Here is a 20,735-nt window from a genome sequence, read left to right as displayed (position 1 = left end):
GCTGACGCGCTTCTCATCACGCGCCCACACTGCCGCGGTTCGCCTGGAATCACGCTGGCTTGCTGGAGTCGCCGGAAACGTTCGGCTGCTCGGCCGCCGATGCTCCCTTTGCCGTCACCGCGCGATGGATTGCTTCGGTTAGCGAATTGTTGATCTCGATGAGCCGGTGCATCTCATCCTGGATATTCAGGAGCGCCTCAGCGTCCTTGTAGGTCTGTAGCGCCTGCTTGTCTGAGGCTGCGGCCGCAACCTTCTGGCCCACCATGATGACTGACAGCAGTACCAACTGCAAAAAAGTTTGAGCGATCCAGGCGATCAGCGTCGACACGCCGCCCTGAACGGCGGATGGCAAACTAATAAGCGCAATCGCCGCAAAGACATAGGCACACCACATCGTGCCAACCGCGTTCGTGATGACGAGGGCGATCCTACCGTTCAGGCCCAAGTGCTCCTGAGCGGTCAGGTGCGGTCCAGTTTTTTCGCGTTCCTTGAGTCGCTGATTGGGAAAATGTTCGAGTTTCATTATTGGGTCCCCATTGAAGAGTGAGTAATCTACGGCACTATCAGCGCTTTACCGCCTTGGTCTCGAGTAACTCACGTAGCGCGTCGACGGCAGCTTCCCACATCATGGTATGGCGGGCGGATGTCACGGCTGGCTCCCTGCCTGTTCTGTCAGCCCAACATTGGCTGTCCATTCATGAAAGGCTAACGGTGCACGCGTGTCAAGTAAGCGGAGAGTGCACTGCACCAACCAGTCCGGCCAGCGGGTCTCGACGTCTTATTGGACCAGTTGATTATAGTCAGCCTGATCACACTCGATAGAGGTCGAAATGTCGATGTACTGATCAATACGATCGATAGTTACTATCGGGTGTTGCGTGTCAGGATTTACGAAATGAATCCCTTCAATGTGGCAACCACCATCGCTTCCATCGGCAGCTAGCCGTGCAAGCAGCCTGGAACGAGAAATCCAACCATTACAGACTCTTACGTCAACGCGCTGCGATCCAACCGCGCCGCGGACCTGCAGGATATGCCTAGCCAAAAATCAGGAAATCCTGACATCAAGCTGCATCTCGACGTCGCCGTATACCTACTGAGGAGGCGCCCTCAATTCCTTTGGCGCAACACTATGTCCCCTGAAAGCGTCCTGAAGGATAACAAAATGAATAAATTCATCTACACCATTCGGTTCAAGATCATTGTCGTCCTCGGGGCCTGCATCACACTGATGGCCGCGATGGGCGTGATGGCGATTGTCGGGCTCGCAAGACTGAACTCGAACATGAGCGAGACGTACGGGGGCACCGTAGTTCCGCTTGCGCAGATCTCCGAGGTACGTGCGGCGCAACTGAACATCAGGGTCAAGCTCAGGCGCATTCAGATCGAAAAAACGCCCGCCACACTCGAAAAAATGTTGCCGATTGCTCAGAGCGAGCTCGCAACAATCGATAAGGTCTGGCCGCAATACTATCCCGCAGCGGTATCGAACCCGACCGAACGGGAGGCCGCCGACCGGGCTGACCGCGCGCTCAAGGAGTTAATGACGCAGACAGGCAACATCATTACGCTTCTGAAAGCCGGGAAATTCGATGCGGCATCGGACCTGATCAACAGCACGGCGAGTCTTTCCGACGCATTGAATCTGGCATTGAGCGACGACACGAAAATAAATGTACTCGAGGCAAAGCAGTTTGCCGACGACGGTGAATCGACCTACAAAACGCTGCTCATGGTGACTGTCGCGCTCCTCAGCACGGGCGTACTGATTGCGGGCGGCATGTCGATTTACCTTATGCGCGTGATTACCCGGCCACTTGACCGGGCAGTCAACATCGCCAACCGGATCGCTGAGGGCAAGCTCGAAAACCGGATTACCGTCGATATACGCGGCGAATTCGGGCTGCTGCTCGACGCGTTGAAAACCATGGACGGCAAACTCAGCAATACCGTTCGCGGCATCAAGGCCTCGGCCGAGTCGGTCACAGTCGCTTCACGCGAAATCGCGAGTGGCAATCTCGATCTGTCGGCGCGGACGGAGGAGCAGGCAGCGTCGCTGGAGGAAACCGCAGCCAGCATGACGCAGTTGACCGAGACCGTCAGACAGAACGCGGACAATGCCCGCCAGGCGAATACTCTGGCCTCGGGAGCAACGGACATGGCGCACGCCGGCAACCAGGCGGTGCAGGACATGGTGGCAAGCATTGGCCGGATCAGCGAAAGCTCCAGCAAGATCCGCGATATCACGAGCGTCATCGAGGGGATCGCATTTCAGACCAATATCCTCGCGCTGAACGCGGCAGTCGAGGCAGCGCGTGCCGGTGAGCAGGGCCGTGGTTTTGCGGTCGTCGCCAGCGAGGTTCGCAGTCTTGCGCAACGTTCGGCCACTGCCGCGCGGGAAATCAAGGAGTTGATCAGCACGTCCGTTGCGATGATTCAGGGCGGCTCAAAGCAGGCAACTGATGTGGGCGTCACCATCGGACAGGTGAAGCAGGCGATCAGGCAAGTCGCCGACATCGTGGGGGAAATCGCCGCCGCTTCGGAGGAACAGAGCCGGGGCATCGAGCAGGTCAACCAGGCCGTGACACAAATGGATGACGTGACCCAGCAAAACGCGGCACTTGTCGAGCAGGCCGCGGCAGCAGCGCAGTCCCTCGAGGAGCAGTCTTCGAAGCTGCTGGACGCCGTTCTGGTGTTCAGTACAACGGACACGGAGTCCACACGAACGCCTGCGCGCGCCGTCGGAAACAATGCGTTGACCGTCCGTCGCGATCTCGCGATGGCGGCGCGTTGAGCAACCCCATAGACGCGTCATCCATCGCGATCCACGAACTCCTTCAGATGGACACTTACAGGTGAATCCGCAGACGTTTGTCCTACAGGCGCGGCTTTGCGCTCGCGCCACGTCGCTTAAAGCGCGGATGACTGAGGCGCATGATCAGGCGAAGGGGCTGATCGAGCGCGCTGAGGGTTGTCTCGCCGTGCTGGATCATCTGCGACAGAGCACCGCCGCCCTGGCAAACATTTCCCCTGGCGCCGACATCGGTCTTTTTATCGAAGAGTTGCGTCGTTCAGAGAACGGTTGGCACGATCAGTTGCAAATGTTGAGAACGCTACTGACTGAACTCACGGCTCAGACTCATAGCGCCCGCGGCGAGATCGAGTCGTTCGCCACGCTTGCGCTTGGCACGCAGACGGCCCCCGAGACGATCGTCGATGCCGAGTGCGCCGTCGAAGCGAGTGAAGCCCACTTTCGGGAGGTCATCGCACAGTTGGAAGCGACGCAGGTGTGGTTCGAACACTTCGACACGCAGATCAATACCATCATGGCCAATTTGCGAAAATCACGCTAGCGCTCGCGGCCGTCCGAGAAGCGTGTCTATCGTGCCGCAGTTTGAACCCCCGGATAAAAGCCCACAACCAGCACGATGTATGCGAGTGCAGCAAAAATGCCGGCCAGGGTGCCGAGCCAGTCCCTGGCGGTCGCGCCACGCGTGAAATGGACCGGAATCCCCACTAGCAGGTACGCGACTGAGAAAACGATCGCAACCATCAAAGGCGGGGGCGCGAACGAAACAACCACTTCGGCAAAGGGCCGCATTCGCAAACCTCATAGAAGTCCGAAACGGCCGCGCTATCGCTGCGGCGAGTTCCGGTACCCGGGTAACAGACGGACCAGTTAACGAAGCTGTTCCACCAGCGCATCAGCGCCCTTGTCGAGGCCGGTCTTCGCGGCACCCAACGAACCAAAAGCTGCCGGCAGATTCATGGCATTCGGATACTGCTTCGAAACGTATGCCTTCAGCAGACGGCCGCTGGTGCCGTCAAAGACCTCCACGGAGTAGGTCACCGAGCCGCTGAATGCGCCCTGCCCCCCGCGGACTGCCTGTACGCCGTTATAAAGATTGCCCGCAAGGTCGAAATGCATGAACTGCCCGACGAGTAACGTTGTTTTTTCGGCGCCCGTGAGTGTCAGCTTGATCCTTAGCGTATTCGGGCCGGCCTGGTTCGCAACGCTGAACCGTTTCGCGAGTTTCTCCGAGAACGTCTTCCCCATGTAATCGGCGAGCGCCGCCTTGTCGGCCTCTTTCAGGTCGCCGAACTGGTTGTCGCTGCCCTGATACACGGTAACCGGGTCCAGTATCACCTGCGTGTATTGGGGCCAGGCGACTGAAGTGGCGTACTTGTAGGGAACCTTGCCTGAGTCGTCATCGCGGTTCTGCTTCAACTGCGACGACGATGCGATACCCGTGTAGGCCACCGGTTGCACGCCGGCACACGCTGTCAGGGTTAGCACCGCGACTCCGGCGAAAAGAAGCGGTACTAGTTTGTTCTTGAACATTTAGGTTTCCTCGAAAGCCCAGTTAAGTGCCAGATGGCGCTCAGTTCAGGCGAGAACTGATCAGGTCGCCACAGTAGCATCGGCAGAATAAGATGTAAACCGTCCAGACGGTCTGTACATTAAAAAAATGAGCGCGTACAATTACGCCTTGTCAGGAGACCGCTTGCTCCGTGGGCGGCACATAAGGCCGTTCGCCAGCAGTGCGTCGCAGCCGGCTATTTGTCCACCAACAGAAGAGAGGCGCGCCAGCGGATTCGGTGCGCGCTGCAATCGTCGCAACGTCATCAATATCGATAATGGATAACCAGACCCGCTCGGAGATTTCCCGCAAAAAAGCGATTGCTGCCGCTTTCACCATCCTCACCCGAGACGGTGTGGGCGGGCTTACGTTCGATTCGCTGTCGCGTGAAAGTGGTATCAGTAAGGGTGGACTGCTTCACCAGTTCCGCACCAAGCACGGCGTGCTGTGCGCGCTGCTGGAACAGCATCAGATTCAGTTCGAGCAAATCGGACGCGAATACATCGCAAAGGAAGGCGCATCAAAGGCGGAGCCAACGCTTGCAGCCCAGATTGCAATGTATCGGGAATCCTCGAATCAGCCGCATTCTGTGGCACGGGCCATTCTCGCAGCGCTCGTCGAGAGTCCTGAATTGCTCGAAAGCCTCAAGGCGTCTGACACGGCGAAAATGAAGGCGTTGCAGGATGAGGCGCCTGACCTCGACTTGTCATTGTTGCGATACTTTGCGGCTAGCGGTCTCGCATTTCATTCCTTGATGGGACTCTCGCAATTGAGCAATTCGGCGCGGAACAGACTATTCGACCGTCTTCTTGACGAAGAAAGTTGGCCGGCGCAGGTTCCACAACCCAAGCCTCGTAAGCGGTCGGCGCGCTAACCGCCATTAAATCCCTTTAGGCGATCGGGGCGTTTTCACACGCCCCAGGTCGTGTGCTGCCTCGACCCTTTACGTCGGGAGCGCAACACTTCTAACACGTGCGTATTGCCCTGATCGCAGTGAAACTCCGCGAACAATACAAACCGTCTATCCGGTTTACATCGAGTATTTGCAGTGCTACGCTGAGGCCTCACCTGAATCGTCCGCTCTGGGACCTCCCAGAAAGACACGTTCGAAGGCAACGGCCAATCGGCCCCAACCCCGTCGAGTTAGCCGATGCCTACTCCCTTACGACCCTCACCCCGAAAGCCAGACCGGGGCGTTTCTCGATCGTGTTTCCACGAGCGGATGCAGAAGATGAACAGAGACAACTTGATCGCCTGTCACGAATGTGACTTCCTTCAGCGAGAAGCGCCGCTCGTTGAACGCGGTACTGCGCGATGTCAACGATGTGGTGCTGCGCTCTATCGATATCGAAACGTATCAATGTCGCACGATTGGGCACTGGCGTTCACCTTAGCCGCGGCAATCCTCTTCGCTGTTGCCAACCGCTTTCCGATCTTTGAACTCTGGGTCAATGGGGCATCTGTCCAAACCACCCTTTTCGGCGCAGCGTCCGCGCTTTACGCCGATGGCATGTGGCCGATTGCGGGCCTTGTGTTCGTGACCACGCTTCTGATGCCTTCATTGAACATAGCAGCGGTGATCTATCTTCTCCTGCCGCTGCATACAGGCGGCTTTCCCCACAAGCCTGAAATTGTTCTTCGTGTGCTGCGGCACGTTGCACCATGGGGAATGATTGAGGTGCTGATGGTGGGGATGCTGATCGCGCTCGTCAAACTCCAGCACATCGCGACAGTCGTCCCCGGGGTAGGCGCGTGGGCGTTCGGAGCCGTGATGGTTCTGCTTGCCGCTACGGCGGTTGCGTTTGACCCCCGTGAACTATGGGCTCGCATCGACACGTTGCGTCGCGACGCCGGCATCTCACACGCACAGAATGCACGTATCACAGCAGCAACTGCCGCACGTGCTGGCCTGTTCGCCTGCCACGATTGCGGCCTGCTCTCAAAGCCGCTTTTCCCCGATGTCCACGCCGGAATCTGCCCACGTTGTGGCGCAGTGCTGCACTCGCGCAAGCCCAATAGCCTGGCTCGCACGTGGGCATTCCTGTTCGCCGCCATGGTCCTTTACATCCCCGCCATTCTGCTGCCGGTCATGGTCACCAGTACCTTATTTGGCGCCCGCTCCGACACGATCCTGAGCGGCGTCGTGTTGCTCTGGACCTCCGGGTCGTGGTTGCTGGCAACAATCGTTTTCATCGCAAGCATCGTGGTGCCCGTGCTCAAAATTCTTTCGTTAGCCTATCTCGCCTGGAGTACCCAGTTGCGCTCTCCGCAAATCCCCCACCAACGTACACGTATTTATCGAGTCGTTGAGTTTGTCGGTCGCTGGTCGATGCTTGATATCTACGTGATCACTATCCTTGTCGCGTTCGTGCAATTCGGTTCGATCGCAACAATCGACGCAGGTCCCGGATCGATCGCTTTCGGCGCGGTAGTCGTGCTGACCATGTTCGCCGCGTTGTCATTCGATCCTCGGCTCATCTGGGACGCAGTGGAGTCAGAACGTGAATGAATTGTCCGGACAGAAAGATGACCAGGATACGTCCGGTTTTCCAAGCGCCGTTGCTGTCAAACATTCGAAGTGGCGCATGCAGCTCGTGTGGCTGGTGCCCATAGTCGCCGTGCTGATCGCCGGCTGGCTGGCCGTGAAGTCCGTCATGCAAACAGGCCCGACTATCACGATCAGGTTTTCCACTGGCGAGGGTATTGAGGCCGGCAAGACGAAGATCAAGTTCAAGAACGTCGATGTTGGCGTAATCAGGAACGTTGAACTCTCCGACGATCACAAGACGGTGCTGGCAAGCGCTGAAATGTCCCGCAACGCTTCCAGCATGCTCGTCGACGATACCCGCTTCTGGGTCGTTCGGCCGCGTATATCGGGCGGCACGGTATCGGGCATCGGCACGTTGTTGTCCGGCTCCCACGTCGGAATGGATATCGGTACATCGCAAAAGGCGCGACGCGATTTTATCGGACTCGAGTCACCGCCAGTCCTCGCTTCCGGTGCACCGGGGCGGGAGTTCGTGCTTAAGAGTGAAAACCTCGGCTCGCTCGATGTCGGTTCGCCGGTGTTCTTCAGAAGGCTTCAGGTTGGCCAGATCGTCTCCTACGCACTCGATCCCGAAGGCGCGGGCATGATCGTCCACGTCTTTGTCAATGCGCCTTACGACAAGTACGTGACGAACGACACCCGCTTCTGGCATGCAAGCGGCGTCGATGTGACCGTGGATACGACGGGCGTGAAGGTGGACACCGAATCATTGGTATCGATTCTGATTGGTGGCCTGGCATTCGAGAGTCCGCCCGACACAAGGGCTGGCGTTGAAGCCGATGCCCTGCACCAGTACCCGCTTTTCCTCAATCGAACCGAGGCGATGAAGCGGCACGACACAATCACCGACAAGTACGTGTTGAACTTCAAAGAGTCTGTGCGTGGGCTTACCGTGGGCGCACCCATCGACTTTCGCGGGATCGTCATCGGCGAGGTATCGGCGATCAACACACATTTCGATCCGGCTACGCGCGAATTCAGTATCCCGGTCGAAGTCAACATTTTCCCGGAGCGCCTCATCCCACGCGACGAATGGAAAGACCAAGGTGGCCAAATATCCTCCGCGCGAAAGGAGTTTGCGGACTACCTGGTCTCAAAGGGGTTACGGGCACAACTGAGAACAGCGAGCCTGCTGACCGGACAGCTGTACATCGCGATCGATTTCTTCCCCTCCGCACCGAAAGTGACCATGGACTGGAGTAAAAAGACGCCGCAACTGCCCACTGTGCCAGGCAATCTGCAAGGGCTCCAGGAATCCATTACCGATCTCGTCGCGAAGCTGAACCGTATTCCTTTTGAAGGAATAGCCACGGACTTGCGCAAGACACTGGGTGACGCGGACACGCTGTTGAATACGATCAATACGGATATTGCGCCAGACGCAAAAACGACGATGGCTGCAGCCCGTGAAGCACTCGCGTCTGTGAATCGCACGATGCAAAGCGATTCGCCCTTACAGCAAAGCACCGCCGACACCATGCGCGAAGTCTCGCGGGCTGCCGCCTCGATCCGTTCGCTTGCGGAATATCTCGAACGCCATCCCGAAGCGCTGATCCGTGGCAAAACCGAGGACAAGCCATGAGCCTACGTTCAGCATTCCCTGTATCGATGATCGCGCTTGTTCTTGCCGCCGGCTGCGCAACGTCACCGACGCCGGCGTTCTACACATTGAGCGCTGTCCAGCATATTGAGCAGCCGCCGGGCGCGAGTCCGATTGCGATCGCGATTGATCTGGTTACGGTTCCCGAACTGGTCGATCGTTCGCAAATAGTCACGAAGCTCGACGCGAACCGCGTCCGTATCGACGAGTTTGCGCGCTGGGCCGATCCGTTGAAGAGTCAGATTCCCCGCGTACTCGCCGCGGATCTGGCGGAGATCGTTCCGGGAGCGATCGTATCGACTGTTCCACAGCGTGCGAACGACAACGCCTACCGCGTAACGGTTGACGTGCAGAACTTCGATTCATTGGCGGACGGTACGGTGACGCTGGTCGTCATCTGGTCGGTGCGTCCTCCAAACGGAGGAAAGCAGATTGCGGGACGTTCTGTCGTTCGTCAGAGCGCTGTCGGGTCAGGTTACGATGGTTTGGTGAAGGCACACAGCCGAGCCCTGTTGTCCGTAGCGAAGGATATTGCTGCGGCGACGCAATCGGCTTCGCGATTGTGAAAGCGCCGGGTGCGCGCTTTCGCGTCAGGAGAATACGCCCGTCAGCTTTTCATTAAAATCGCAAGATCGATTGGAACCTTGCCCCTTGCCATGCGCTAAGTGGATCGCGCAACGACCGGCACCACGTTGGCACCGGTCGCTGCATCGTTCAGGCCGTACTTGCGTGAAGGGAGTCAGGTACCGGAATCCACCCTTTCGAACCCAGATGGTAGCGCGAAGAATTACGCCGCCTGCGTTTCAGCATGGAACGGGTAGTCGGTGTAACCGCGCGCGTCGCCGCCATAAAAAGTACTACGGTCATACCGGTTGAGCGGCAGATTCAACCGCAGACGCTCGGGCAGATCGGGGTTGGCGATGAAGTGGCGACCAAACGCTACGATGTCCGCGTGGCCCGCTTCGATGATCGCGTCCGCAGTCTCTTTCGTGAAACCGCCTGCAGCGATTAGCGTGCCGCTGAACTTCGGACGCAGGTGGCGCGACGCGACCGGGTCATGAACTTCGCCGATCGTCTCCGTCCCCTTGATGCGCGGCTCGACCACGTGGAGATAGCCGATGCCGCGCTTGTCCAACTGCTCCGTCACGTAACCGAAGGTGGTTTCCGGATCGCTGTCATACATCGAGCCATAGGTGCCGCTCGGTGCAATGCGCACGCCAACCCGCTCCGCGCCCCACACCGAAATCAGTGCGTCCGTCACTTCGAGGAAGAAGCGGGCGCGATTTTCAATCGGCCCACCGTACTCGTCGGTGCGAGCATTCGAACCGTCCTGGAGAAACTGGTCCGGTAGGTAGCCGTTTGCGCCGTGCAGTTCGACACCGTCGAAGCCCGCGCGCAGTGCCCGCTCGGCACCCCTGCGGAAGTCCCCGATAATGGCGGGGATTTCGTGCAGTTCAAGCGCACGGGGCATCGCAAATTCGACTTCGCCGTTCACCGAATACGCATGACCTTCGGCTTTCAGCGCAGACGGAGCGACGGGCGCCGCGCCACCTGGCTGAAGATCCGGGTGAGACTGACGGCCTACATGCCACAACTGGAGGAAGATGCGAGCGCCTTTGGCGTGCACGGCATCCGTGATCCGGCGCCACCCTGCGATCTGATCGTCGGAGTAGATTCCCGGGGCCATTGCATAGCCGTAGCCCTGCACCGAGACGGGGGTTGCCTCCGTGACGATGAGACCACCTTCGGTTGCGCGCTGCGTGTAGTACTCAACCATCAGATCGCCCGGCACGTCGCCGGGCTCCGAACGCATGCGTGTCAATGGCGCCATCGCGACGCGATGGGAAAGCGTGTAAGGACCTACTTTGACGGCTGAAAACAGCTTGCTCATGGAGTTACTCCTTGCGAATCAGTTAGCACCGGCTTGCGGTACGAGTGCGGTAACACGTTCGATGGCTCTTGCAACTGCGGCAGCGAGCCACAACGGCGATTTGCTGTCAGACGAGCTCCTGGTAGCGGTTCGCCAGACACAGAAGCATCGTCGTTGAATTGAACGAGCCAGGGTAGGCAGCGCGACCGCATAACAGTCATTCCCTTGGGGCATATCGGGTGAACTTCGTCTCGATCGATGAACGACCTACCGCGCAAGGGAAGGCGCTGAGGATAAGAACGCGTTACCGTATGCCTGTGCGGAATGAGTGCTATGCCGCCGCTACGGAAAACAACGTGGCGCGGTGGTGTATCTTCGGGCAAGCAGGTTTCGTCGCGCGTGTTTGATGGTGCGACGCACGAGCCCCAAACATCTGTTCCAGGAGGGACGACCGTGGACCGACTGACAGCGATGGAAACGTTTGTGTGCGTGGTGGAGTCCGGCTCTTTCTCGGCGGCAGCGCGGCTGCTGAACGTTGGGCAGCCCGCCGTTTCCAAGTCCATCGCGCAACTCGAAGAGCGGCTTGCGGTTCGACTACTGCTCCGCTCGACGCGCGGGTTGACGCCGACCGAAGCGGGCCACGCATTTTACGAGCGCGCAAAACGGGCGATCGAAGAGGCGGACGAGGCCGAGGTTGCGGCAAGAGGATCGGCCGGCGCCATTTCGGGTCGTCTCAGGATTTCAGCAGCAGTGACCTTTGCGCGGATTCATATCCTTCCGCAGCTCCAGACATTTCTTGATCGACACCCTGAACTCAACATCGACATTGTGCTCGACGATGAGAACATCGATCTGCTGGAACGCGGCATCGACGTAGCGCTCAGGATGGGGGTGCTTGGCGACTCGAACATGACTGCACGCAAGGTCAGTCACGGTCGGCGTTGCGTCGTCGGCACGCCGGCATGGTTCGCAAAGGCCGGCGAACCGCGGGCTCCTGCGGATCTGCTATCGCATCAGGCGATCGTGTATGAGCAAGGCGGTGGCGGAAGCGTGTGGTCGTTCAGGCAAGGCAATTCGGAAACGGCCATTGTCGTGACCGGGCGCGTCCGCGTGAACGCAGCGGAAGGCGTGCGCGCGGCCGTGCTCGCCGACATGGGCGTCGCGATCGCTTCGGAATGGATGTTCACGCCGGAACTCGCAAGTGGCGCGGTTAAACGCGTGCTGCCCGACTGGGAATTGCCGGGTATCGACCTGTGGGCAGTTTTTCCCAGTGGGCGCATGGTCAGTGCAAAGGCACGCGCTTTCGTCGCCTGGATCGAGGAGATATTCGGCCCTCAGATTGAAGCCTTGCCGATCGAGGCGCCGCCGTCGACAAACAACGTTTGACCCGTAATGAAAGCAGCATCGTCGGACAGCAGGAAAGTGATCGCTGCGGCAATCTCGTCTGGCTTGCCGAAGCGTTTCATTGGGACGGCGGAGAGATAGCGTTGCTCCCCTTCGCTTCCCGGCGCGTTGTTGGCTCTGAACAGTTCGGTTTCCGTGGGACCGGGCGCGACGGAATTGACCGTGATGCCGGTGGTCGCCAACTCGAGCGCCCAGGAGCGCGAAAAACTCACCAGGGCAGACTTGGCGGCGGCATAAGCGGTACGTTCCACGATGCCAAGGACAGTGAGGCTCGTAATGTTGACGATCCGCCCCCAGCCCTGGTTGCTCATATTGGGCAGCAGTGCTTGCGCCGCCTGTATAGCGGGATGCAGATTGAGCGACATGACGGAGTCAAGCGTGTCCAGATCGATGGCGCCCAGCCTCTGCGGTTTGACGAGGCCAACGTTATTGACAAGGCCGTCGAACTTGTATTCCGCCACAAGCCTATCGAGCACAGCCTGCGTTTTCACGCGCTCGGACAGGTCGACAGACACGAGCGTTCCTGGGAAGCCAGGGTCGTCTGCCTGACGCGCCAGTCCCACAACCCGGTGCCCGTCTGCGTTCAGCCGCGCTGCGACGGCTCTGCCGATGCCTTTGCTGGCACCGGTTACAAGAAAAGTGCGTGATTTCATATTGCCTCGATGTTGATGGTCCGGCTTGCCTGTTCAATCGTTCCCGGCGGTTCACGGCCGGGAACGAAGCAGGACCGAATCAGGATGCCGAAACAACCTTCTTGCGGAGAACCGGCAACATATCCTGAGGCTCAGGACGATGCGTATAGTCAGGGTTGACTTCCGAGTACAGGATCGTTCCGTCTTGCCCGACCACGTAGCGCGCCGGCATCGGCAACGTCCAACTGTCGTCCCCGTTGAACGCTGGCAGATCGTTCTTGAGGTTCTTGTACAGATCCACGAGATAGTCGGGCAAAGCAAAGCGGATGCCGAATGCGGCAGCGACATCGTTGTGCGTGTCGCTCAGGATCGGGAAATTCAGCTTGTTGGTGCGGACAGATTTGCGGCTGTTCACGGCATTCTGCGGTGAGATCGCAACCAGATTTGCGCCTTCGGCCTTGAACGACGGCAGCGCTTCTTCAAGGGCCGTCAGTTCAAGATTGCAATACGGGCACCATACGCCGCGATAGAAGCTGATCACGAGCGGCCCCTGCTTCAGCAGGTCGACAGACGACACGGGTTTGCCGTCCGGATCATTGAGGGTAAATTCCGGTGCTACGTCGCCTGCTTTGAGAGCGCGTGCGGCCTGGCCGGACGCCACGAGTTCGGCCGTCGCGCGTTCCATGATCGGATGGATTTCCGGCGGTGCAAAGAATGGGGCTTTGCCGCCTTTGAAATCGGCCTTGAATGCGTCGAGCCTGGCTTGAAGTGACATGACAATCTCCTTCCTGATGATGTTGAACGCACAGTGCGTAGGAGGGATCGTCCGGCAATGCAAACCGGTGGAGAAGACAGCGCGGATGCATAACTGTCATTCCTGCTGGGCATAGGGGTGATGGCTGGATTTACCCTCGACCGTGCGCCGATGCGCGCCGCCCAGGTTGAACAGGTAGCCTGCCGTCGCGTACGCTCCGCACTAACACAAAAGCATGTGTTCGCTCACCCCGCCTGCGTTCCATATTCCGTGATTACCGCCGGTTTCGGCTTCGGGGGATTCGGCGCGCTCTGCTGCGGTGCGTTGCGCTTGATCGTGTCATCCGTCGCACCGACGAGATTTAGCGTGTTGTCGCGCGCCTCGATTTTCACCGGGTCGGTCTTCTTCCACTGCTTCTTCGGAATCACCAGCTTCCACGACGAGTCTTTGCCGGCGTCGCGGAAGAACGCGACCACGCCGACATACGCCGCATCGTTGCTCATCGGCTCGCTGATGCTCGCGCTCGCGTCCGGACGCAGCACGACATCTTTGGTCGCGAGCAGATCGGCCTTCAGCGCCGCAAGGTCATTTGTCTGCAACTGCGTGTAGTCGAGTTGCTGGAAGGCCTGCGGTGTTTTCAGTTGATAGATCCGCACCACCGTCGACAATGATTGCCCCGCGCCGTTTGCGTTTAGTGACGACCGGCTGACGAGATCCATGTTCATGGTCTTGACCTGCGTCGTGAACGCCCATTTCGCTGCGTCCACTGTACTGTCCTTCACTGCCTGCCCTACGCCGCAGCCTGCGACGGCAAGCACGGCTAACGCCGCTGCGCCGATTCGAAGCTGTCGCTTCATTCTGTTGATCCTTTTGTGTTCCATATCCGTTAAATACCGCGCCCGTGCGTCGCACGCTCCTCGTTGGCACGTCGTTCGCTGCCCCCTGTCCATTCGCCAAGCTGCACGCGCGTGACTGCAGCGACAGAATCGTGCCTGCGGGGCTGCACCAATTGGGTGGTGTAGCCCAGGCTGACCTGATCTGAGTTCAGTTGCTGAGCCGGCATGAGCTCCGTACTGACGTGCATTTCCAGATGCGCCCTTGCCTCATAGCCCAGGTAAAATCGCAGCAGCGCCATGAGTTCCTGGTAATTGGTCCGCCCCGGCATCAGTCCGAGCACCAATTCACGCGTCTGGGGTGTGATGATCACGCGCACAGCATTGGCCCGGTCATAAAAACCGCGGCCAAGCAGACAGCCCTCACCCAACGCTCCCGGCGAGTAATCGTCTACGCGGATCCATACAGGATGGAACTCCTCCACCGTGATGCGTGCATCAGGCACGGCATGCTGCAGCACACCCTTCAGTCCTTCAGCCGTGCGCGTCTTCTGACCCGCAAGCCCGAGCATCGACAACAGCTTGCGCGGGCCGACCGCCTGTGCGATCTCCGATGTGCCAATGCCGAGTCCCGCGAAGCTCAGCAGATAGCGCGAAATCTCGTCGGTGCCCCCGCTCCTGAAGCCGGCCGGGTAACGATACTTTCGCCACACGCGGTAGTACTGCGTAACGACCCGGTGATGGAAAAGATCAAGAAAACTCGACATCGGGTCGGCGCCGTCGCGGTTCTGCGCGACTTCTTCGACGAAATACGACGGCATGCGCGCGTCGACCCCGTACAGGCCAAGAAACGTCGTGCGAACGGCCGGTGGCGCCGACGGGTTGTCCAGATCGTATTCGACCGCGTCGATTTCACGGTTCGGAAATCCGATCCGCGCCCGCGATCGAAACCGCACTGGCTCTGTAGCGGGCGAATCGCTCGCACCCAGCGGCGGCTTGTCGGGAGCGGCAAGTTCGATCAGCTCGCAGAAGCGGAAGAAGTTCATCCGCGTCGCATCGTCGAGCAGCGCCGGCAGCAACTGCCGGTCCGCGTATGACGGAAACTCCTTGCTCGGTGCGTTCAAAACGGTGCTCCTTCGCCCTTCGTATCCGGCCATTCAATGCGGCGGCCAGTGGGCTGCGACACAATCACGAGCTTTGTGAACAGGTTCAACGTCGCGTACAGCCCAAGAAAACGGTTGAGCATCCCACCAAACAGTTCGATGTCGCCCTCGCCGGCAAACCGGTTGCTGTCGAGCGTCACCTCGATTTCAACGCCACGCTGCAGCCCGCCCTTCACGAGCTTCTGCAACAGCCGGTGCTGCACGTCGGTGATGGCATCGATGCGGCGTTTGTTCATCTCGCCCTCGGTCCAGTCGTACAACGCGAGCGCGCCGCGCAGAATTTCCGGGTTCAGCAGCGACAGATAGTTCGGCGCGAGATGCGACAGCACGCGCCACTGGAAGCGGTCGCCGGTTGGCGGGTAAACCGGTAACGTCGGCGCAGTCAGATTGCGCACCGAGCCAATGTTCGTGAAGCCGCTGCGCATGCGGGTGATACCCGCTTCGCGAAGGCCCTTGCGCGGCAACAGCCCGTTAGTGCCCGTCACCGACAGTGACAGCGTTTCCTTCGGCAACGTCACCTGATTCTCCCAGGCGTGGCCGCCGAGGACCACCCATGTGTCGAACCGTCCCGATGGCCCGCGCCGCACGCGCGTATGGAAATACCGTTCGGGCATTTCGTGGCGCAGCATGCCGCCGCGATGACGGAACGAAGCGAACGGCGCGTATTCGAAGCGCTGGCCGGATCCCGCCTCGAAGCCCTGCACGGTGTCGACCGAATACACATCGACATTGTCCCCATGCTGCTCGATCGAGTGAACGCGATATTCGGTTTCGAACTGGGTCGCGATGATCGGGTCGGCTTCAAGCTGGAACAGGTTGATGATCGGTGTGCAGAAGAGGCGCACATTTTCTGCAGTGAAGCGCAAGTCGTCGGGATAGGGCTTCTGCAGTGCGACCTCGACGTCGAAATACGGCGCGTCTTGCGGGATCGCCTGCATGTCCAGACCGAGCAGGTCCACAAACATGAATTTTTCTGGAAACGTGAAGTACTCGAGCAGCAACTGATACCTCTACAAAGCGGTGACGAGCGGCCAGACGCTCAAGTCGGTCGAGATCAAGTGGTACAAGATCGACGACGCAGGCAAAGAGAAAGAGTACTTCAATACGAAACTCGACAACGTGAAGGTTGTCGCCGTCAAGCCGAAGATGCTGGACATCAAGAATCCGGCCTACGAGAAGCACAATCACCTGGAAGAGATCGAACTGCGCTACGAGAAAATCACGTGGTCGTACAAGGACGGCAACATCATTCACGCCGATAGCTGGAACGAACGCTCGTAAATGTAGCTGGTCCGGCACCCCTGGTCGTTCTCTCCGGGGTGCCGTTTTCTTGCGCGAGCCGCCGTCAATCCGGTTCGCGAGTTTCTTCCTTCCGATCTCCTGCCATGACCGCCCGTGACCTCTCCCCGTTCCTGCGCCGCCTCAACGACCATTGCGCCCGCGCCCTCGCCGAAGCCGCGAACCTGTGCGAAGCGCGCGCCCACCGGGATATCGAAGTCGAGCACTGGCTGATCAAGCTACTTGAACTGGGCGAAGGCGATCTGGTCGCGATCGTGCGCCGCTACGACCTCGACGTCGATAGCATCTGGAACGGTCTGCTGAGCGCCATCGACCGCTTGCCGCATGAGTTGCGCGGCAAACCGGGTCTGTCTCACCGGCTGGGTCAACTGCTCGAAGCGGCCTGGATGGGTGCGTCGCTCGAAGCGGGCGCCACGTCGATCCGATCGGCGCATCTGTTTGCGGCGCTTGCCGATGCGCCGCATCTGCTGCGTGCGCCGGATGCGTGGCCGCTGCTCTCGGTGTCCGCCGCGCAGATCGAACGCCTGAGGCCGGAACTGGACAGGGTTTCGGTCGAAGCGCTAACTTCAGTCGTGCACACGGCTGGAAACGTACCGTCCACGGCGAACACCAGCAACGATGAACACTCACCTTCCGGCATGCGTTCCGCCGTGGACACAACCGCTCCGGCTACGCCGACGCGTTCTTCTCCGGCGATCGATTCACCGCGCGCCAGCCTCCCTGAGCGCCCAGGAACCGACGCATTGCAACGCTTCACCATCGACATCACACAGAAAGCGCGCGACGGCAGGATCGACCCGGTGTTCGGCCGCGAAGTAGAAATTCGGCAGATGGTCGACATTCTGGCCAGACGGCGCAAAAACAATCCGATCCTTGTGGGCGAGCCTGGTGTCGGCAAGACCGCGTTGGTCGAAGGACTCGCGCTAAAGATTGCCGAAGGCGACGTGCCGGCGGTGATCCGCGACGTCAGCGTATTGACGCTCGATCTCGGCCTGCTGCAGGCCGGTGCAGGCGTCAAAGGCGAATTCGAGCAACGCCTGAAGAATGTGATCGAAGCCGTCCAGCAGTCGCCCACGCCGATCCTGTTGTTCATCGACGAAGCGCACACGCTGATCGGCGCAGGCAATAGCGCCGGCGGCGCCGACGCCGCGAACCTGCTCAAGCCCGCGCTCGCGCGCGGCGAACTGCGCACGATCGCGGCAACCACGTGGTCCGAATACAAGCAGTACTTTGAACGCGACGCCGCGCTCGAACGCCGTTTCCAGATGGTCAAGGTCGACGAACCCGACGACGACAACGCGTGTCTGATGCTGCGCGACCTGAAAGAACGCTACGCAATGCACCACGGCGTGCACATCACCGACGCGGCAGTGGCCGCGGCCGTGCGGCTATCGCGCCGCTATCTGACCGGCCGCCAGTTGCCAGACAAGGCGGTCGACCTGCTCGACACCGCAGCGGCACGCGTGAGCATGGGCACTGAGGCGACTCCGGTGGTAATTTCGGCGCGCCTCACCGAGCGCGCCGCACTCGAAGTGGAACGTGCGGCGTTAATCGAGGACCAGGGCGTGACCTCCGCAGAAGTCAGCGAACGATTGAATGCCATCGAAACCCGCCTCGCCTCAGTCGCTAGCGAACTCGGCGCACTGGAAGCGGCGTTCGCCGAACAGAAAGACGCCGCTACCGTGCTGCAGACGCTGCGGCAACAATGGCACGCGGCAACGGACGAATCCATCCGCAGCGACCTACAGCAATCGATCCGCGCAGCACACGAAACGCTGGCGAAACACGGCGCCGACGCGCTGATTCACGCGGAAGTAGACGACGCCGCAATCGCGCGCGTCATCGCCGACTGGACCGGCGTACCGGTAGGCAGTCTGCTCGAAGACGAACTCGCCACCCTGCTCGATATGGAAACACGGCTCTCGCGGGTCGTGGTCGGCCAGGACGACGCCCTCGCCGCACTTGGCAAGAGCTTGCGTGCCGCCAAGGCCGGTCTCAAATCCGACGAAGCGCCGCTTGGCGTGTTCCTGCTGGTCGGGCCGTCCGGCGTCGGCAAAACCGAAACGGCTCGTGCATTGGCCGACCTGATGTTCGGCGGCGAGCGAGCGCTGATCACGATCAACCTGTCCGAGTACCAGGAAGCCCATACCGTCTCACAGCTCAAAGGCTCTCCGCCGGGATACGTCGGGTATGGTCAGGGTGGCGTACTCACGGAAGCCGTCCGACAACGCCCATATAGCGTGATCCTGCTCGATGAAGTCGAGAAAGCCCATCGCGACGTGTTGAACCTCTTTTATCAGGTGTTCGACCGCGGCTTCATGCGCGACGGTGAAGGCCGCATCATCGACTTCCGCAATACGGTGATCCTGATGACGTCGAATCTCGGCAGCGAGCAGATCATGGCGGCCAGAGACGCTGTCGCCGAAGCCGGCGGCGAACTGAGCACCGGCATGTTGATGGAAGCAATCCGCCCGCTGCTGATCGAGCACTTCCAGCCGGCACTGCTCGCGCGCTTCCAGACGGTCGTGTACCGGCCGCTGTCGGACGCGGCGTTAGCGTCAATCGTGCGGATGAAACTCGACAAGGTAGCACGGCGCATCGAGCGCCGCTTCGGCGTGCCACTCGTCTGCAACGATGCACTGGTGAGCGAACTCGCGCACGCGTGCCAGTTGCCTGACTCCGGCGCACGCAACATCGACAGCCTGCTCGATCAGCAGATCCTGCCTGTGCTCTCGCGGGAATTGCTGGTGCGGATCGCAAGACATCGTCTGCCGCGCGCGACATCTGGTGGGAAGCTTCCGCGGGCGATCCGGCTGTCGCTCTCGGATGACGACGGCATCACCGTGGAGTTCGATGACGCAGCGGAGGCGCTGACATGACGCGTGGGGGACCAGGGCTCTTCGAGTTGGTGACCGGGCACTTCGCAAACGGCACGGTCGTCGACGACTTCGATGCGCAAACACAGACCTTCTTCTCCGTACAGGACAACATCCAACGCATCCTGAACAGCCGCCGCAATGGACTCGCACATTTACCTGACTACGGACTCGACGATCTGTCGGAGATCTATCGGCATCTGCCATCGTCCGCGCACAAGCTCAAACATGCAATCGAAGTGACGCTGTTGAAATACGAGCCGCGCCTTGAATCGATCGCTATCGATATCGAGGATACCGAGCCGGGCATGCTGCTGAGCTTCACGTTGAGTTGCCAGTTGCATCAGAGCGGACTGGTGCGCTTTGGCACGCACTTCACGCCGGACGGCCAGACACGACTCAAGATGCTGCAGGCGGAACGCGATCGCGATTGACGCTGCGGGCCCGCAACCGGTGGTACAGCGGAGCGCTCCGTTACAAAGGCCGACGGTTACTTCACTGAACGAGGCGTGACGCGGGAAGGCAGCAACCGCGTCGCCGTTCGGAACGGATTTACCTCATCAACCTAACTCGCCACCAAAGCAAGTACTCGAAGCGGACTGCCTGAGCCATCCTTAATCTTAAGCGGAGCCGAAACGATGATCGCGCCGACCGGCGGCAGAAGATCGAGGTTGGTCAAGCATTGAAGACCGTAGCGATTTGCGCCGTGCATTAACGTATGGCACGGGTAAGGGATTGGCCAGGCATAAGCCTGCCCCGCGTCGGTGTTGATTGTCTCCACGCCAAAACCATGAACGTCGCGTTCGTGAATCATCCACTCCACCGCTTCCTGCGTTGGACCCGGCGTGTGCGCCCCATCGTCTCTCAGACTTAGAAATTCAGCCGGATCGGTACGCTTTGACCAGTCGGTACGGAATAGAACCCACGCGCCCGCAGGTATCCGGCCGTGTTGCTCTTCCCACCTCCTGAGATAGTCGGAAGTCAGCAGCCAGTCCGAATTCCCAGCGACCTCCGCGCTCGCATCGACTACGACCGCCGGCGCCACGAAGTTGTGTGCATCGATCGTATCGACCGAGTTATGCGGATGATCCTTTCCAGTTACCCAGTGCACAGGCGCATCGAAATGCGTTCCCGTATGCTCGCCACAGGAGAAATTGTTCCAGTACCAGCCCGGCCCCTTCTCGTCATAGTGGCTGATCGTTTCCATCTTGAACGCCCACACCTGCCCGAACTGCGGAGGGAGTTGAAGCGCGGGAAACTCCGGTGACAGTATCTGCGTGAGGTCGACCACTCGCACATCTCCACGAGCAAGGCCGGAAGCTAGTTCACTAAGAGCGGAATGCATCGGTTAATCTCCTTGGCTGAGAAGCTATTACACGCATACGGAGCAAGCAC

The 20,735-nt window shown here is 59.6% G+C and carries 18 protein-coding genes and 2 pseudogenes; 10 read left to right on the top strand and 10 right to left on the bottom strand.

Annotated elements, in window-relative coordinates; translation table 11 throughout:
• Window positions 1–49: 49 nt before the first annotated feature.
• Complete coding sequence (locus M0D68_RS09225) at window positions 50–523, bottom strand: hypothetical protein (RefSeq protein ID WP_200618501.1); 474 nt, start codon at window positions 521–523, stop codon at window positions 50–52.
• Between the two features lie 642 nt (window positions 524–1,165).
• Between M0D68_RS09225 and M0D68_RS09220 the strand changes: the two genes are divergently transcribed.
• On the top strand, window positions 1,166–2,794 hold the full coding sequence (locus tag M0D68_RS09220) for a methyl-accepting chemotaxis protein (protein WP_200618502.1): 1,629 nt from the start codon (window positions 1,166–1,168) through the stop codon (window positions 2,792–2,794).
• A gap of 187 nt (window positions 2,795–2,981) precedes the next feature.
• A complete protein-coding gene (locus M0D68_RS09215; protein ID WP_200618503.1) occupies window positions 2,982–3,353 on the top strand; it encodes a hypothetical protein in 372 nt (123 codons plus the stop codon).
• Window positions 3,354–3,379: 26 nt separating this feature from the next.
• On the opposite strand, the gene M0D68_RS09210 is transcribed toward M0D68_RS09215, so the two are convergent.
• A complete protein-coding gene (locus tag M0D68_RS09210) occupies window positions 3,380–3,601 on the bottom strand; it encodes a hypothetical protein (RefSeq protein WP_093641434.1) in 222 nt (73 codons plus the stop codon).
• 78 nt (window positions 3,602–3,679) lie between these two features.
• On the bottom strand, window positions 3,680–4,342 hold the full coding sequence (locus M0D68_RS09205; protein WP_200618504.1) for a DUF3313 domain-containing protein: 663 nt from the start codon (window positions 4,340–4,342) through the stop codon (window positions 3,680–3,682).
• 296 nt (window positions 4,343–4,638) lie between these two features.
• Here M0D68_RS09205 and M0D68_RS09200 point away from each other — a divergent pair, with 296 nt between their 5' ends.
• From M0D68_RS09200 to M0D68_RS09185, 4 genes are all read left to right on the top strand, one after another.
• The gene (locus M0D68_RS09200; protein WP_093641439.1) at window positions 4,639–5,235 is read left to right on the top strand and encodes a TetR/AcrR family transcriptional regulator; all 597 of its coding nucleotides are present in this window, start codon (window positions 4,639–4,641) and stop codon (window positions 5,233–5,235) included.
• Window positions 5,236–5,592: 357 nt separating this feature from the next.
• The gene (locus M0D68_RS09195) at window positions 5,593–6,870 is read left to right on the top strand and encodes a paraquat-inducible protein A (RefSeq protein WP_200618531.1); all 1,278 of its coding nucleotides are present in this window, start codon (window positions 5,593–5,595) and stop codon (window positions 6,868–6,870) included.
• A gap of 76 nt (window positions 6,871–6,946) precedes the next feature.
• Window positions 6,947–8,491, top strand: a complete 1,545-nt coding sequence (locus tag M0D68_RS09190; protein ID WP_200618532.1) for an intermembrane transport protein PqiB — start codon at window positions 6,947–6,949, stop codon at window positions 8,489–8,491.
• Window positions 8,488–9,075, top strand: coding sequence for a membrane integrity-associated transporter subunit PqiC (locus M0D68_RS09185; protein WP_234486555.1), 588 nt, complete (start codon window positions 8,488–8,490; stop codon window positions 9,073–9,075). The genes M0D68_RS09190 and M0D68_RS09185 overlap by 4 nt, the downstream gene beginning before the upstream one ends.
• Before the next feature lie 221 nt (window positions 9,076–9,296).
• Here M0D68_RS09185 and M0D68_RS09180 read toward each other — a convergent pair whose 3' ends face one another.
• Window positions 9,297–10,400 (bottom strand): alkene reductase, encoded by a 1,104-nt coding sequence (locus tag M0D68_RS09180; RefSeq protein WP_200618505.1) that lies wholly within the window; start codon window positions 10,398–10,400, stop codon window positions 9,297–9,299.
• A gap of 432 nt (window positions 10,401–10,832) precedes the next feature.
• On the opposite strand from M0D68_RS09180, the gene M0D68_RS09175 reads away from it, so the two are divergent.
• Window positions 10,833–11,765, top strand: coding sequence for a LysR family transcriptional regulator (locus M0D68_RS09175; RefSeq protein ID WP_093641448.1), 933 nt, complete (start codon window positions 10,833–10,835; stop codon window positions 11,763–11,765).
• Here the strand turns inward: M0D68_RS09175 and M0D68_RS09170 are convergent.
• From M0D68_RS09170 to tssF, 5 genes and pseudogenes are all read right to left on the bottom strand, one after another.
• A complete protein-coding gene (locus M0D68_RS09170) occupies window positions 11,714–12,436 on the bottom strand; it encodes an SDR family oxidoreductase (protein ID WP_200618506.1) in 723 nt (240 codons plus the stop codon). The genes M0D68_RS09175 and M0D68_RS09170 overlap by 52 nt on opposite strands.
• Window positions 12,437–12,515: 79 nt before the next feature.
• Entirely contained in the window at window positions 12,516–13,190 is a 675-nt protein-coding gene (locus tag M0D68_RS09165) for a peroxiredoxin-like family protein (protein WP_200618507.1), read from the bottom strand.
• A 224-nt stretch (window positions 13,191–13,414) separates the two neighbouring features.
• Window positions 13,415–14,026 (bottom strand): type VI secretion system lipoprotein TssJ, encoded by a 612-nt coding sequence (gene tssJ / locus M0D68_RS09160; protein ID WP_234486554.1) that lies wholly within the window; start codon window positions 14,024–14,026, stop codon window positions 13,415–13,417.
• 29 nt (window positions 14,027–14,055) lie between these two features.
• On the bottom strand, window positions 14,056–15,048 hold the full coding sequence (gene tssG, locus M0D68_RS09155; RefSeq protein ID WP_200618534.1) for a type VI secretion system baseplate subunit TssG: 993 nt from the start codon (window positions 15,046–15,048) through the stop codon (window positions 14,056–14,058).
• A gap of 74 nt (window positions 15,049–15,122) precedes the next feature.
• Window positions 15,123–16,172: pseudogene (gene tssF, locus M0D68_RS09150) on the bottom strand (type VI secretion system baseplate subunit TssF); the annotation flags it as partial.
• On the opposite strand from tssF, the pseudogene tssD reads away from it, so the two are divergent.
• The 3 genes and pseudogenes from tssD to tssE all read left to right on the top strand — a co-directional run.
• A pseudogene (gene tssD, locus M0D68_RS09145) lies at window positions 16,171–16,446 on the top strand (type VI secretion system tube protein TssD); the annotation flags it as partial. The pseudogenes tssF and tssD overlap by 2 nt on opposite strands.
• A gap of 104 nt (window positions 16,447–16,550) precedes the next feature.
• Window positions 16,551–19,343, top strand: coding sequence for a type VI secretion system ATPase TssH (tssH, locus tag M0D68_RS09140; RefSeq protein ID WP_266224213.1), 2,793 nt, complete (start codon window positions 16,551–16,553; stop codon window positions 19,341–19,343).
• A complete protein-coding gene (gene tssE / locus M0D68_RS09135; protein ID WP_093641465.1) occupies window positions 19,340–19,774 on the top strand; it encodes a type VI secretion system baseplate subunit TssE in 435 nt (144 codons plus the stop codon). Before tssH ends, tssE begins: the two co-directional genes overlap by 4 nt.
• Window positions 19,775–19,905: 131 nt before the next feature.
• On the opposite strand, the gene M0D68_RS09130 is transcribed toward tssE, so the two are convergent.
• Complete coding sequence (locus tag M0D68_RS09130) at window positions 19,906–20,685, bottom strand: cyclase family protein (RefSeq protein ID WP_093641468.1); 780 nt, start codon at window positions 20,683–20,685, stop codon at window positions 19,906–19,908.
• Between the last annotated feature and the right edge of the window lie 50 nt (window positions 20,686–20,735).

This window comes from Paraburkholderia sp. SEWSISQ10-3 4 (genome assembly GCF_030464785.1).
Taxonomy (GTDB): domain Bacteria; phylum Pseudomonadota; class Gammaproteobacteria; order Burkholderiales; family Burkholderiaceae; genus Paraburkholderia; species Paraburkholderia aspalathi.
The sequence above is the reverse complement of the archived record's forward strand: the minus strand, read 5'-3'. Positions and strand labels throughout refer to the sequence as shown.